At 55.2% G+C, this 14,308-nt stretch carries 13 protein-coding genes; 11 read left to right on the forward strand and 2 right to left on the reverse strand.

The features are described 5' to 3' along the window. Window positions 1-84 precede the first annotated feature (84 nt). The 11 genes from ndk (at window position 85) to AFL22_RS14340 (ending at window position 12,798) form a co-directional block, all read left to right on the forward strand. Window positions 85-516 (forward strand): nucleoside-diphosphate kinase, encoded by a 432-nt coding sequence (gene ndk / locus AFL22_RS14290; RefSeq protein ID WP_003848684.1) that lies wholly within the window; start codon window positions 85-87, stop codon window positions 514-516. A 187-nt stretch (window positions 517-703) separates the two neighbouring features. Further along, entirely contained in the window at window positions 704-1,873 is a 1,170-nt protein-coding gene (locus AFL22_RS14295) for a bifunctional tRNA (adenosine(37)-C2)-methyltransferase TrmG/ribosomal RNA large subunit methyltransferase RlmN (RefSeq protein ID WP_052271658.1), read from the forward strand. An 80-nt stretch (window positions 1,874-1,953) separates the two neighbouring features. After that, window positions 1,954-2,688 (forward strand): type IV pilus biogenesis/stability protein PilW, encoded by a 735-nt coding sequence (gene pilW, locus AFL22_RS14300; protein ID WP_031292207.1) that lies wholly within the window; start codon window positions 1,954-1,956, stop codon window positions 2,686-2,688. After that, complete coding sequence (gene rodZ, locus AFL22_RS14305) at window positions 2,678-3,697, forward strand: cytoskeleton protein RodZ (protein WP_052271659.1); 1,020 nt, start codon at window positions 2,678-2,680, stop codon at window positions 3,695-3,697. Before pilW ends, rodZ begins: the two co-directional genes overlap by 11 nt. 37 nt (window positions 3,698-3,734) lie before the next feature. Then, complete coding sequence (ispG, locus tag AFL22_RS14310; protein WP_003848692.1) at window positions 3,735-4,856, forward strand: flavodoxin-dependent (E)-4-hydroxy-3-methylbut-2-enyl-diphosphate synthase; 1,122 nt, start codon at window positions 3,735-3,737, stop codon at window positions 4,854-4,856. A 105-nt stretch (window positions 4,857-4,961) separates the two neighbouring features. Beyond that, a complete protein-coding gene (gene hisS / locus AFL22_RS14315) occupies window positions 4,962-6,236 on the forward strand; it encodes a histidine--tRNA ligase (protein WP_010257545.1) in 1,275 nt (424 codons plus the stop codon). Window positions 6,237-6,275: 39 nt separating this feature from the next. Continuing rightward, window positions 6,276-6,893 (forward strand): YfgM family protein, encoded by a 618-nt coding sequence (locus tag AFL22_RS14320; RefSeq protein WP_010257542.1) that lies wholly within the window; start codon window positions 6,276-6,278, stop codon window positions 6,891-6,893. Between the two features lie 19 nt (window positions 6,894-6,912). After that, window positions 6,913-8,094, forward strand: coding sequence for an outer membrane protein assembly factor BamB (gene bamB / locus AFL22_RS14325; protein ID WP_010257539.1), 1,182 nt, complete (start codon window positions 6,913-6,915; stop codon window positions 8,092-8,094). Window positions 8,095-8,268: 174 nt separating this feature from the next. Then, a complete protein-coding gene (gene der / locus AFL22_RS14330) occupies window positions 8,269-9,759 on the forward strand; it encodes a ribosome biogenesis GTPase Der (protein ID WP_010257536.1) in 1,491 nt (496 codons plus the stop codon). A 62-nt stretch (window positions 9,760-9,821) separates the two neighbouring features. Continuing rightward, window positions 9,822-10,043: a zinc ribbon domain-containing protein gene (locus tag AFL22_RS23490; RefSeq protein WP_010257531.1), complete on the forward strand. Its 222-nt coding sequence runs from the start codon at window positions 9,822-9,824 to the stop codon at window positions 10,041-10,043. Between the two features lie 313 nt (window positions 10,044-10,356). Continuing rightward, entirely contained in the window at window positions 10,357-12,798 is a 2,442-nt protein-coding gene (locus AFL22_RS14340) for a glucose/quinate/shikimate family membrane-bound PQQ-dependent dehydrogenase (RefSeq protein ID WP_052271660.1), read from the forward strand. A 45-nt stretch (window positions 12,799-12,843) separates the two neighbouring features. Here AFL22_RS14340 and AFL22_RS14345 read toward each other — a convergent pair whose 3' ends face one another. After that, window positions 12,844-13,176 (reverse strand): protealysin inhibitor emfourin, encoded by a 333-nt coding sequence (locus AFL22_RS14345; RefSeq protein ID WP_010671321.1) that lies wholly within the window; start codon window positions 13,174-13,176, stop codon window positions 12,844-12,846. Beyond that, window positions 13,173-14,186 (reverse strand): M4 family metallopeptidase, encoded by a 1,014-nt coding sequence (locus AFL22_RS14350; protein ID WP_010257519.1) that lies wholly within the window; start codon window positions 14,184-14,186, stop codon window positions 13,173-13,175. Before AFL22_RS14350 ends, AFL22_RS14345 begins: the two co-directional genes overlap by 4 nt. Window positions 14,187-14,308 lie beyond the last annotated feature (122 nt).

Raw genomic sequence — 14,308 nt, forward strand, 5'->3', positions numbered from 1 at the left:
CGGACTCAGCCCCTATAATCGGCGCCGTTTCTTAACCGGGGCGGACGCCACCGGTTTCTTCAGAACGTCAAGACAGAGGTCATCATGGCAATCGAACGTACTTTTTCTATCATCAAGCCAAACGCCGTCGCTAAAAATGTGATTGGTGCTATCTACAACCGTTTTGAAAGCGCTGGCTTCAAAATCGTTGGCGCAAAAATGCTGCAGCTGAGCAAAGAGCAGGCTGAAGGTTTTTACGCTGAGCACCAGGGCAAGCCATTCTTCGATGGTCTGGTTGAATTCATGACCTCTGGCCCGGTTGTTGTTTCCGTGCTGGAAGGTGAAAATGCCGTTCAGCGTCACCGTGACCTGATGGGTGCCACTAACCCGGCAAACGCACTGGCTGGCACACTGCGTGCTGACTACGCTGACAGCTTCACCGAAAACGCCACGCACGGTTCAGATTCTGCTGAATCCGCTGCCCGCGAAATCGCTTATTTCTTTGGCGAAAACGAGATCTGCCCACGTACCCGTTAATCGCCTGGCGATAAACGTTACGTCGGCTTTACAAAAATCTGCGTAGGGGAGGTCACTCCCGCCTGTTATCAGGCTGCAGATGTTGTACAATATTGCGCCTTCATTGACTCAGCTTAATGAAGGCGCAATTTTTTTCACCTATCCCTGAACAGCGCCATAACGTGTAACAACGAGGCCAGAGAATATTATGTCCGAACAGATTGTGACGTCCGCGTCAGCATCCCCTATTGTCGTCTCCCCCAAAAGCCAGAAAATAAACCTGCTGGATCTCAACCGTCAGCAGATGCGCGAATTCTTCCTGTCGCTGGGCGAAAAGCCTTTCCGCGCCGATCAGGTCATGAAGTGGATTTATCACTACTGCTGCGATGACTTCGAGCAGATGACCGACATCAACAAAAAGCTGCGTAACCGGCTGATAGAGCTGACGGAGATCCGTGCGCCAGAAGTGGCAGAAGAGATGCGCTCTACCGACGGCACCATCAAATGGGCCATTCGCGTAGGCGACCAGCTGGTGGAAACGGTCTATATCCCGGAAGGGGACCGCGCCACGCTCTGTGTCTCTTCACAGGTGGGTTGTGCGCTGGAGTGTAAATTCTGTTCGACCGCACAGCAGGGCTTTAACCGTAACCTGCGGGTGTCAGAAATTATTGGTCAGGTGTGGCGCGCGGCAAAAATTGTCGGCGCAGCGAAAATCACCGGCCAGCGTCCTATCACCAACGTGGTGATGATGGGCATGGGCGAGCCGCTGCTCAACCTCAATAACGTGGTCCCGGCGATGGAGATCATGCTGGATGACTTCGGTTTTGGTCTGTCGAAGCGTCGCGTGACCCTCTCTACCTCGGGTGTGGTGCCCGCGCTGGATAAACTGGGCGATATGATCGACGTCGCGCTGGCGATTTCCCTGCACGCGCCTAACGATAAGTTGCGTGATGATATTGTCCCGATCAACAAAAAGTACAATATCGAAACCTTCCTGGCGGCGGTGAAACGCTACATTGGCAAATCCAACGCCAATCAGGGACGCGTGACCATTGAGTATGTGTTGCTGGATCACGTCAATGACAGCACAGATGATGCGCATGAACTCGCCGCATTACTGAAAGAAACACCGTGTAAAATCAACCTGATCCCCTGGAACCCCTTCCCGGGCGCGCCTTATGGCCGTAGCTCCAATAGCCGCATCGATCGTTTCTCCAAAGTCCTGATGGACTATGGTTTTACGACCATCGTGCGTAAAACCCGTGGCGACGATATCGATGCCGCCTGTGGTCAGTTAGCCGGTGAGGTGATCGACCGTACCAAGCGTACGATGCGTAAAAAAATGGCGGGTGAAGCCATCTCTGTGAAGGCTCTCTAGAAGAGTGACTCAGAGCGTTTCCTGAAGTGATGACGCGTGGCAGGCTGCAGCCTGTCAACGTCAACCGGATGGAAACGATTATGCGTAACGGATTACCTGCAGTTTTACTGGCGCTGTTTGTTGTAAGCGGGTGTGTCAGCCAGCATCACGAACCCGGAGCAGAAGAGGTGCGTCTGCAGTTAGGGATGCACTATCTGGCGGGTGGCGACTATGCCGCAGCTGAGCGAAACTTTCTGCGGGCACAGGCCGCCGCGCCAGAGGATTACCGGGTCTCGCTTGCGCTGGCTCGACTGGCGCAGAAGCAGGGTAATCAGACAGCGGCGCAGGCACGGTTTATACTGGCACAGCAGCAGGCCCCGGATAATGGTTTTGTTGCTAACAATTACGGTGCGTTTCTCTGCGCTTTAAGGCAGTATGGCGAAGCGCATCAACAGTTTAGTCGGGCAAGCGCAGCACCGCAGTTTGATGCACGCAATGACGCGCTTGAACTGGCAGGGTTTTGTTATCTGCAGGCTGGCGATATTGCCGCTGCCCGCAGGACACTACGCCAGGCCATTGAGGCTGACAGACGCAAAGCTGATTCGCTGCTGTCGGAAGCTGAAAAGCAGTTGGCAGATAACCATCTGGCGAAGGTGCAGGTTTTGCTTGATATTTACCAGCAACAGCTGCCCGCAACGGCACGAAGTCTGGCGTTACACTTACGTTTCGCCGCGCTACAGGGAGATGCCGCTGACGTTTCACGTTATGGCGACCAGTTAGCGCGACGTTTTCCGCAATCGATACAGTACCAGCGTTATTTAGCTAATGAATACTGAAGCCACTCAAGAAAACTCTGCATTACATTCAACAGGTGAACGCCTGCGTCTGGCCCGTGAGCAGATGGGGCTGACGCAACAGAACGTCGCTGAACGCCTGTGCCTGAAACTTTCTACCGTGCGTGATATCGAGGAAGACAAATCGCCTGCCGATCTGGCCTCCACGTTCCTGCGCGGATACATTCGCTCCTACGCGCGTCTGGTGCACATTCCTGAAGAGGAACTGCTGCCGATGATGGCGAAACAGACACCGATTCGGGCTTCAAAGATCGAGCCGATGCAAAGTTTCTCGCTGGGCAAACGCCGCAAGAAACGCGACGGCTGGTTGATGATTTTCACCTGGCTGGTGGTGTTTGTGGTGGTGGGTCTGACCGGTGCCTGGTGGTGGCAGAATCATAAAGAGTCACAGGATGATCTGGTGCCGATGACCGATCAGAACAGCAGCAGCGGTGATAGCGGCCAGTCGATTCCGCTGGGTGAATCCAGTGGTGACAGCGCGGCACCTGCCGCGCCTGACGAAAGCAATACCACCAGTGACAACAGCGCAGCCAGTGCGCCAGCGAGTGCGGCTCCGGCCGCCACTGGCAGCAATAGCGCGACCACCGCACAGCCGGATACTACCAGCAATGCCGTGGTTTCGCCGAGCCAGGCGCCCGTGGACAACTCAGCGGCTGCACCTGCGGCCGCGAACACGAATACCAATACCAGCACGGCACCTCAGATGCCAGTAGGTGCAGCGGCGGTCAGTGAACCGGCTGCTGACCCTAATGCGGTGGTGATGACCTTTAACGCCGACTGCTGGCTGGAAGTGAGCGATGCCACCGGCAAAAAACTGTTCAGCGGCATTCAGCGCAGTGGTGGTAAACTCAGCCTCGCAGGAACGCCTCCGTATCGTCTGAAAATTGGCGCGCCTTCCGCTGTTCAGGTGCAATATCAGAATCAGCCCGTTGATTTAAGTCGTTTTATCCGTAATAACCAGGTTGCTCGCCTGACGTTGGGTGCGCAATAACAGCGTATCGCGTACCGGGCAATTGTGGAGAAGAAATATGCATAACGAAGCACCCATTATCCGTCGTAAATCCAAACGCATTTACGTCGGCAAGGTGCCGGTCGGTGACGGCGCACCCATCGCTGTCCAGTCGATGACCAACACCCGCACCACTGACGTGGAGGCGACGGTAAATCAGATCAAAGCCCTTGAGCGAGTCGGTGTCGACATCGTTCGTATCTCGGTGCCTACCATGGATGCCGCAGAAGCATTCAGGCTGATCAAACAGCAGGTAAACGTCCCGCTGGTTGCAGATATTCATTTTGACTACCGCATCGCCCTGAAAGTCGCCGAGTATGGCGTCGACTGCCTGCGCATCAATCCCGGTAATATCGGGAACAATGAGCGCATCCGTATGGTGGTCGACTGCGCGCGCGACAACAATATTCCGATTCGAATCGGCGTGAACGCCGGTTCGCTGGAGAAAGATCTGCAGGAAAAGTATGGCGAGCCGACGCCGCAGGCGTTGCTGGAATCTGCCATGCGCCATGTCGATCATCTCGATCGTCTTAACTTCGATCAATTCAAAGTCAGCGTTAAAGCCTCTGACGTTTTCCTCGCGGTTGAATCTTATCGTCTGCTGGCGAAACAGATTGAACAGCCACTGCATCTCGGTATCACCGAAGCGGGCGGCGCGCGGGCTGGCGCAGTGAAATCGGCGATTGGCCTGGGTCTGCTGCTGTCAGAAGGGATCGGCGATACGCTGCGTATCTCGCTGGCCGCCGATCCGGTAGAAGAAGTCAAAGTCGGTTTCGATATCCTGAAGTCACTGCGTATCCGCTCTCGTGGCATCAACTTCATCGCCTGTCCGACCTGCTCACGTCAGGAGTTCGACGTTATCGGCACGGTCAACGCGCTGGAGCAGCGTCTGGAAGACCTCATCACCCCGATGGATGTCTCCATTATCGGCTGCGTGGTCAACGGACCCGGCGAGGCGACTCTCTCTACGCTGGGCGTGACCGGCGGCAGCAAGAAGAGTGGTTTCTACGAGGATGGTGTGCGTCAGCGCGATCGTCTCGACAACAATGACATGATCGATCAGCTGGAAGCGCGCATTCGTGCTAAAGCGTCGATGCTGGATGCCAGTCGCCGTATTGATGTGCAGCATCTGGAAAAATAATGGCGTACGCGGTTTGCGTGCGTGACTTTTTTGACTGAACCTGTGCGGTTTCATCCTCATAAGGTATGATGCCGGACAGGTTTTTTTGCATTAAGAGATTCTAACGTGGCGAAGAATATTCAGGCGATTCGCGGGATGAACGACTACCTGCCTGCGGATACCGCCCTCTGGCAACGGATTGAAGGCGTTCTCAAGCAGACGCTGGCGAGCTACGGTTACAGCGAAATTCGCTTACCGCTGGTGGAACAAACCCCACTGTTTAAACGCGCCATCGGTGAAGTCACCGACGTGGTTGAAAAAGAGATGTATACCTTCGAAGACCGCAACGGTGAAAGCCTGACGCTGCGTCCGGAAGGCACTGCAGGTTGCGTGCGAGCCGGTATTGAACACGGTTTACTCTACAACCAGGAGCAGCGCCTGTGGTATATGGGCCCGATGTTCCGCTATGAGCGTCCGCAGAAAGGCCGCTATCGTCAGTTCTACCAGATTGGCGTGGAAGTGTTTGGTCTGCAGGGACCGGACATCGATGCTGAACTGATCATGCTGAACGCCCGCTGGTGGAAAGCCCTGGGTATCTCTGAGCACGTTCGTCTGGAACTCAACTCTATCGGTTCGCTGGAAGCACGCGCGCATTACCGCGACGCGCTGGTCGCCTTCCTTGAACAGCATAAAGAGGTGCTGGATGAGGATTGTAAACGCCGCATGTACACCAATCCGATGCGCGTTCTCGACACTAAAAATCCCGATATTCAGCAGTTACTGAATGATGCGCCACAGCTTGGCGACTATCTTGATGACGAATCACGTGAACATTTCAGCGGCCTGTGTGCCCTGCTGGATGACGCCGGGATCAGCTACACCGTCAATCAGCGTCTGGTACGCGGTCTTGATTATTACAATCGCACCGTGATTGAGTGGGTCACCGATAGCCTGGGTTCACAGGGCACGGTATGTGGTGGCGGTCGCTATGATGGCCTGGTTGAGCAGCTCGGTGGCCGCGCAACACCTGCCGTTGGCTTTGCCATGGGCATGGAGCGTCTGGTGCTGCTGGTTCAGGCGGTTAATCCTGAATTTGAACCGACGAGCAATGTGGATGTCTATGTTATCGCTTCAGGTCAGGGCGTGCAGTCTGCAGCAATGCAGCTGGCTGAAAAATTGCGTGATGAAGCGCCAGAACTGAGGCTGATGACCAACTTTGGCGGCGGCAACTTCAAGAAACAGTTTGCCCGTGCTGACAAGTGGGGCGCTCGCGTCGCACTGGTGTTAGGCGAGGACGAGGTCAAAGCCGGTCAGGTCGTGATTAAAGATCTGCGCCGTGGCGAGCAGCAAACGCTGGATCAGGCAGAGGCTGCTGCTGTCTTGCGCTCGCTGTTACAGTAAGCGTGACACAGCACCAACCATAGAAAGGAGAGGGATTGCGTGGAAGTGTATAGCAATGAGAACGAGCAGACCGACGCGCTGCGCAACTTTTTTGCCAACAATGGCAAAGCGTTAGCTATTGGCGTGGTGATCGGCATTGCTGCGCTGGGCGGCTGGCGTTACTGGAGCAGTCATCAGGACGATACGGCGAAGACAGTATCAGCGCAGTATCAGCAGCTCACCAGCGCCATGCAGGCGGGCAAACCGGAGACGCTGGAAGCGGTAAACCGTTTTGCCAGTGAAAACAGCAACACCTATGGTGCGCTGGCTGCGATGGATCTGGCGAAGCAGTATGTTGACGCCGGTCAGCTTGATAAAGCCGCGACGCTGCTGCAAAACGGACTGAAAGATACCAAAGATGCCAATCTGCAGGCGGTGATTAACCTGCGCCTGGCACGCATTCAACTGCAACAGAATCAAGCGGATGCGGCGCTTAAAACCCTTGACGGTGTGAAGGGTGATGGCTGGACAGCCATTGTGGCCGATATTCGCGGCGAAGCGCTGCTGACCAAAGGCGACAAGCAGGGCGCGCGCGATGCCTGGAGTAAAGGGGTTGAATCTGACGCCTCTCCGGCATTGAAGCAAATGATGCAGATGAAGATGAATAACTTAAGCTAAGCCAGTCAAGAGAGAGCGCATGGAATTACGTAAATACCTGCTGCCGGGACTGATTTCAGTCACTTTGCTCAGCGGTTGTTCGCTGTTTAGCGGCGAAGAAGATGTAGTAAAAATGGCCCCGTTGCCGAAGGTGGAAAATCAGTTCACGCCACAGAAAGTGTGGAGCACCTCGGTAGGCGATGGTGTCGGTGATTTCTACTCAAATCTGCATCCTGCCTGGCAGGATAATACGGTTTATGCTGCCGACCGCTTTGGTATCGTCAAAGCGCTCGATGCCGCAGACGGTAAAGAAAAATGGAAAGTCGATCTCTCTGAGAAAACCGGCTTCTTCTCGAAAAATCGCTCAGCCATGTTATCAGGTGGCCTGACGGCTGATGGCGATCGGGTCTATGTTGGCAGCGAGCGCGGCCAGGTTTATGCCCTCAACAGCAGTGATGGTAGCCTGGCGTGGCAGACGAAAGTCGCCGGCGAAGCACTGTCACGTCCGGTAGTCAGCGATGGTCTGGTGCTGGTTCATACCAGCAACGGCATGTTGCAGGGCCTGGATCAGAGCAGCGGTGCCGTGAAGTGGAGCGTCAACCTGGATATGCCAGCGTTGTCTCTGCGCGGTGAATCTGCTCCGGCTGTCGCTTTTGGTGGCGCGATTGTCGGTGGCGACAATGGTCGTGTCAGTGCCGTGGTGCTGAACCAGGGACAACTGGTCTGGCAGCAGCGTATTTCCCAGGTCAGCGGTGCCACTGAGATCGATCGTCTTAACGATGTCGATACCACACCGGTTATCGTCAATGGCGTGGTTTACGCGCTGGCGTATAACGGCAATCTGACAGCACTGGATCTGCGTTCCGGCCAGATTTTGTGGAAACGCGAAATTGGCGGTGTGAAAGATCTGATTGTAGATGCCGGCCGCATTTATCTGGTCGATCAGGACGATCGTGTGATTGCGCTCAACGCTGACGGCGGTGTCGCCATCTGGCGTCAAAGCGATCTGCTGCATCGCAACCTGACTTCGCCGGTGCTCTACAACGGCTATCTGGTTGTCGGCGACAGCGAAGGTTATCTGCACTGGCTGAACACCACGGATGGTCGTTTTGTTGCGCAGCAGGAACTGGATAGCTCAGGCTTCCAGACCGAGCCGGTGGTCGCCAGCGATAAGCTGCTGATCCAGTCGAAAGATGGTGAGGTTTATGCGATTACCCGTTAACGGGTACACGTCTGGCAGGTGAAATCCTCCGTTCCGACGGCTCCTGATTTAATCAGGGGCCGTTTCGTTTTTAGTCAGGCATGGTATTCTTTGCGCCTTAAGCCTGAACTTGACGGCCAGAGCCGTTATAATCACGCCATTCGGGCGATTAATTATTTATTGAGGCATTTTGTTATGGTACCTGTGGTCGCGCTGGTTGGGCGTCCCAATGTGGGAAAATCTACGCTATTTAACCGCTTAACCCGCACACGTGATGCGCTGGTAGCGGATTTTCCTGGACTGACTCGCGATCGCAAATATGGTCGCGCCGAAGTGGAAGGGCGCGAATTTATTGTTATTGATACCGGTGGTATCGACGGCACCGAAGAGGGTGTTGAAACGCGGATGGCCGAGCAGTCACTGCTGGCGATTGAAGAAGCGGATGTCGTGCTGTTTATGGTCGATGCGCGTGCGGGCATGATGGCCGCCGATCAGCAAATCGCTAAGCATCTCCGTTCCCGCCAGAAAGCGACTTTTCTGGTGGCCAACAAAACTGACGGGATGGATCCTGATCAGGCGGTTGTGGACTTCTATTCACTGGGCCTGGGCGAGATCCACGCCATTGCGGCATCGCATGGTCGTGGTGTGAGCAGCCTGATAGAAGAGGCACTGCTGCCATGGATGGACAAAGTTGAGACGGTCGAGCTCACGGAAGAAGAAGAGAACCAGGCGTACTGGGCTGCGCTTGAAGCTGACGAGATTGCTGAGCAGGAAGCCGCCGAGGAAGAAGAAAACTTCGACCCGACGGGCCTGCCGATCAAACTGGCGATTGTTGGCCGTCCTAACGTAGGTAAGTCAACGCTTACCAACCGTATTCTCGGTGAAGACCGCGTGGTGGTCTACGATATGCCGGGCACCACCCGCGACAGCATCTATATTCCGATGGAGCGTGATGGACGTGAATACGTTCTGATCGATACGGCGGGCGTGCGTAAGCGTGCCAAAATCTCTGACACCGTAGAGAAATTCTCGGTGATCAAGACGCTGCAGGCGATTGAAGATGCCAACGTGGTGATGCTGGTGATTGATGCCCATGCCGGTATTTCCGATCAGGATCTGTCGCTGCTTGGCTTCATTCTCAACAGTGGTCGTTCGCTGGTGATTGTGGTCAACAAATGGGATGGCCTGTCGCAGGAAGTGCGTGATGAAGTGAAAGAGACACTGGACTACCGTCTGGGCTTTATCGATTTCGCCCGCATTCACTTTATCTCTGCGCTGCACGGCAGCGGCGTCGGCAATCTGTTTGAGTCGATCACTGAAGCCTATGACTGTTCGACGAAGCGTGTAAACACCTCGCTGCTGACCCGTATCATGAACATGGCGGCAGACGATCACCAGCCACCGCTGGTACGCAGTCGTCGCGTTAAGCTCAAATACGCGCACGCGGGGGGTTATAACCCGCCTATCGTGGTAATCCACGGTAATCAGGTTAAGGATCTGCCAGATTCTTACAAACGCTACCTGATGAACTATTTCCGTAAATCACTCAACGTGATGGGAACGCCAATTCGTATTCAGTTCAAAGAGGGTGATAACCCTTACGAAGGCAAACGTAACCTGCTGACACCAACGCAGCAGCGTAAACGTAAGCGTCTGCTGGCGCATATGAAAAAGAACAAGCGTTAAGAATAGAGGGCCATCTGGCCCTCTTTTTTTTGCTCTGAATAAACCGGAGCAGGGAGAAAATAGTGACTATTATTTGCGAAAAATGTCAGCAACCGCTGTCGCTCAGTGACGGTGAATTTATCTGTAATACCTGCGGTACGCATTACCCCGCACAACCCTGCTGTCCGGCGTGTCATCAGCCGCTTGAGGTGCTCAAAGCCTGCGGCGCGGTGGACTATTTTTGCCGGAACGGACATGGCCTTATCTCCCGCAAGCGCGTCCTTTTCCAGCCGCCAGGTCACTGACGCCGCTTTCAGCTACGCTTTAAACGTCTGAGAATTCAGAGCAACGATTGGCTCATTTTGTAGCAAAAATGCTATTGCGCCGTAACAAATGGGTTGTAGATGTTCACTCTGTAATGTACCAGGTGGTACAATCCTGCCGCGTCGTGGGAGGGGCCAGCCACATCCGTGTTCTTCCGGCCCATCGATCTCACGGACGCGGGTCTGTTTATATTCGATTTGAAACCGAGCGGTGCCCGGCGCGGACTGACTTAACGCGCCGGAGTCCGGAAGGCCATCTGTCCGGGCGCTCTGTTTATTCAGGAGAGTAAGTATTATGGCTGAAACATCCTCCCGCTCCGGAAAGGGGCTGGGAATAGCATCCGTGCTGCTCGGACTGGTGCTGCTTGCCACCGGTCTGTTTTTTGCAATTGGCGGCGGCAAACTGGTTGCACTTGGTGGCAGCGGGTACTTTTTAATTGCGGGGATCGTCACTGTACTCTCCGCAATTCAGTTCTTCCGTCGCAAATCCTCGGCAGTGGTTCTGTTCCTGCTGGTCTTTGTCGGCACCCTGATCTGGTCGCTATTCGACGCGGGCCTGGAGTTCTGGCCGCTGGTATCACGCCTGATGGTGCCTGCCGGACTGATGCTGCTTGCCTTCCTGATCTGGCCTTCACTGCGTAAGCATGAAGGTAAGCACTCACTGGCAAAACCCTCTTATGCGTTCTCTGCGCTGCTGGCGGCAGGCATGGTTGTTACGCTGGTGCAGATGTTCCAGCCACATCCTACCGTTGCAGGCACGGGCGAAGAGCTGCCGCTGATCCCGGTAGATAAAGCGAAACAGCAGAAAGACTGGGATAACTACGGTAATACTCCGCAGGGCAGCCGCTTTGTGGCGCTGGATCAAATCACCCGCGACAACGTGAAAGATCTGAAGGTGGCCTGGACTTTCCGCACCGGTGATACCCCTGTCAGCCCGACCGGCAACGGCGCAGAAGATCAGCAGACACCGTTGCAGATTGGCAATACCCTTTATCTCTGCACACCGCACAACAACGTCATCGCCGTTGAAGCCAACAGCGGTAAGCAGATCTGGAAACGTGAAATCAATGCCAAAGCGGAAGTCTGGCCACGCTGCCGTGGTCTGGCTTACTTTGACGCCACGAAACCGCTGCAGCAGCCAGATAAGCCGGGGTCTTCACCTGTGACTGCCGCAGTGTTGCCAGCCGGTGACAGCTGTCAGCGTCGTATTCTGATGAACACCATCGACGCGCGTCTGATTGCGATCAATGCTGACAACGGTGAGTTCTGTGAAAACTTTGGCGATCACGGCATCGTTGATCTCAAAGCGGGCATGGGCAAGGCACCGGATCCGCAATATCAGCTGACCTCAGCGCCAACCCTGGCTGGCACCACTGTGGTGGTCGGCGGTCGCGTAGCGGATAACGTACAGACGGATATGCCGGGTGGCGTGTTGCGTGGCTTTGACGTTATCACCGGCCAGATGCGCTGGGCGTTTGACCCAGGCAATGTTGACCCGAATGCGATATTGATGCCGGGTAAAGATTATACCCGCAGTACGCCGAACTCATGGGCACCGATGTCTTACGACCCGGCAATGAACACCGTGTTCATTCCAATGGGCAGTTCGTCGGTTGACCTCTGGGGTGCGAACCGTACTGAGCTGGATCACAAATATGGCGCATCGGTTCTGGCGCTGGATGCCACGACCGGTAAAGAGAAGTGGGTCTATCAGACCGTGCATAACGATCTGTGGGACTTTGACCTGCCGATGCAGCCAAGCCTGATCGATTTCCCGCAAAAAGATGGCACTACCACACCAGCGGTAGTGATTGGCGGCAAAACCGGCATGATCTTCGTGCTTGACCGTATGACCGGCAAGCCGCTGACCAAAGTCGAAGAACTGCCGATGCCGCAGGGTCATATCCCGAACGAGCAGTACACCAAAACGCAGCCACACTCGACCGGGATGCCGCAGATTGGCAACCAGACGCTGAAAGAGTCTGACATGTGGGGTGCCACGCCGTTTGATCAGCTGGCCTGCCGCATTGGCTTCAAATCCATGCGCTATGACGGCCTGTTCACCGTGCCGGACACCGACAAGTCTCTGAGCTTCCCGGGTTCGCTGGGCGGTATGAACTGGGGCAGCATGTCGGTCGATCCGAACAACCACCTGTTGTTCGTCAATGATATGCGTCTGGGTTTGTGGGTTCAGATGATCCCGGCTGATACCAGCAATATTGCGCGTGGCAGCAACGGCGGCGAAGCGATCAACACCGGTATGGGTGCCGTTCCGCTGAAAGGCACGCCATATGCTGTGAATAAAAATCGCTTTATGTCACCGCTGGGTATCCCATGTCAGAAACCGCCATTTGGTACGCTGTCGGCGATTGACATGAAAACGCAGAAAATCGTCTGGCAGGTGCCGGTCGGCACGGTGCAGGATACCGGACCATTCGGTATCAAGATGCGCGTGAAAATGCCGGTTGGCATGCCAACGCTGGGCGGTACGCTGGCCACGCAGGGCGGCCTGGTGTTCATCGCGGGTACGCAGGATTACTATCTGCGCGCCTTTGATTCTTCAACCGGTAAAGAGGTGTGGAAAGCACGTCTGCCGGTGGGCAGTCAGGGTGGCCCGATGAGCTACGTCTCACCGAAAGATGGAAAGCAGTACATCCTGATCTCGGCAGGTGGCGCACGTCAGTCACCGGACCGTGGTGATTATGTGATTGCTTACGCGCTGCCAGACAGCAAGTAACAACGCTTAAGGAAAAGGGCCGACATTGTCGGCCCTTTTTTTTGCTTATTTACCGTCGCGCCACAGCGCCTGCAACTCAGGTGGCGCCACCTGTTCCGGAATCAACAGTACTATCGTCCCGACCTCGCGGTGGGTTGCATACTGAATCTGGATGCGAAAATAGCGCTGGTCGCCACTGCCCACCTGCGCGGCTTTCTCCTCCGGTTCGCCCAGCGGCATCGCCTGCTGCAGCGCATGGCAGACGCGCTCTCTTTCTGGCGGCGGCAGATCGCCCAGCATAAAGCGTCGTTCGGCGCGTAGCCCCGGAATAAAGGCCATGCCGCCTTCACGCGCGACGATGATGGTGGCGTCATCAGTGAGTTCGGGCAGGTCACTCATAGCACGCCAACCTCCTTCCACGCCTGTTCAATGGCACTGCCGACCGATTCGTTGAACCGTTTTTTACCATGCTGAACGGTGAAGCGGGCAAAGGTCTTAAAGTCAGCATCCTGTGGCAGTTCGTCGTCACACACCGTGTCGTACCAGGCATATCCCGCCTGTTCCCACGCATAACCACCCAGCGCTGTTGCTGCCAGATAAAAAGCCCGGTTAGGGATGCCGGAGTTGATATGAACCCCGCCATTATCTTCGCGTGTTTTCACGTAGTGATCCATGTGTGCCGGTTGCGGATCTTTGCCCAGCATCGGGTCATCATAGGCCGAGCCAGGTTCAGACATCGATCGCAGACCACGCCCATTGATGCCGCTTGCCAGCAGGCCTTCGCCGATAATCCAGTCCGCCTCATCGGCGCGCTGTTTTTTACTGAACTGTTTCACCAGCGAGCCAAACACATCTGACAGCGACTCGTTCAGTGCACCAGCCTGCTCGAAGTAGATCAAGCCGGCTTCATTTTCCGTCACGCCATGCGCCAGTTCGTGCGCCACAACGTCAATCGCAATGGTGAAGCGATTAAAGATTTCGCCGTCACCATCACCAAATACCATTTGCTGACCGTTCCAGAAGGCGTTCTGGTATTTGTCACCGTAGTGCACGGTACCGAGCAATTTCAGCCCCTGATTATCCAGCGAATTACGCTGATAAGCCTGCCAGAAGAAGTCATAGGTTACGCCAAGATAGTTCCAGGCTTCCTCAGCCGCCACGTCGTCATTGCCGGGCTGGCCCTCCTGACGAATCAGCTTACCTGGCAGGGTCTGCTGACTTTGCGCATCATAAATTTCACGATCCACGTGGCCGCCTGCCGCGGTTTTTGCCACCGGCTGCTTTTGCCAGTGTTCCGCCATCAGGTGCTGGACGTGTGTCAGGGTGCGACGCGCCTGCTCCTGCTGGTGGCCGGAACCGTGCGCGATGATTTTGCGAAGGATATAGGGAGGAATAACGCAATAAGCCATCTGAAACTCCTTGGCGACAGGGAATGTGCCAGAAAGTATAGACCCGTCAGGCTGGTTAGACCTCATTAGTGAAGCCAGCGTTAAGTGTAAAAGTGTGAGCTGACGGGCAGAGTCAGGTGGCG

It is taken from the genome of Pantoea sp. CFSAN033090, assembly GCF_001264395.1.
Classification (GTDB): domain Bacteria; phylum Pseudomonadota; class Gammaproteobacteria; order Enterobacterales; family Enterobacteriaceae; genus Pantoea; species Pantoea agglomerans.

Bases quoted from the DNA above. Each gene is read 5' to 3' on its own strand.
- AFL22_RS14350 (WP_010257519.1), bottom strand. From the start codon at position 14,186: ATGGCTTATTGCGTTATTCCTCCCTATATCCTTCGCAAAATCATCGCG.
- ndk (WP_003848684.1), top strand. From the start codon at position 85: ATGGCAATCGAACGTACTTTTTCTATCATCAAGCCAAACGCCGTCGCT.
- AFL22_RS14340 (WP_052271660.1), top strand. From the start codon at position 10,357: ATGGCTGAAACATCCTCCCGCTCCGGAAAGGGGCTGGGAATAGCATCC.
- rodZ (WP_052271659.1), top strand. From the start codon at position 2,678: ATGAATACTGAAGCCACTCAAGAAAACTCTGCATTACATTCAACAGGT.
- pilW (WP_031292207.1), top strand. From the start codon at position 1,954: ATGCGTAACGGATTACCTGCAGTTTTACTGGCGCTGTTTGTTGTAAGC.
- der (WP_010257536.1), top strand. From the start codon at position 8,269: ATGGTACCTGTGGTCGCGCTGGTTGGGCGTCCCAATGTGGGAAAATCT.
- AFL22_RS14295 (WP_052271658.1), top strand. From the start codon at position 704: ATGTCCGAACAGATTGTGACGTCCGCGTCAGCATCCCCTATTGTCGTC.
- bamB (WP_010257539.1), top strand. From the start codon at position 6,913: ATGGAATTACGTAAATACCTGCTGCCGGGACTGATTTCAGTCACTTTG.
- ispG (WP_003848692.1), top strand. From the start codon at position 3,735: ATGCATAACGAAGCACCCATTATCCGTCGTAAATCCAAACGCATTTAC.
- AFL22_RS14345 (WP_010671321.1), bottom strand. From the start codon at position 13,176: ATGAGTGACCTGCCCGAACTCACTGATGACGCCACCATCATCGTCGCG.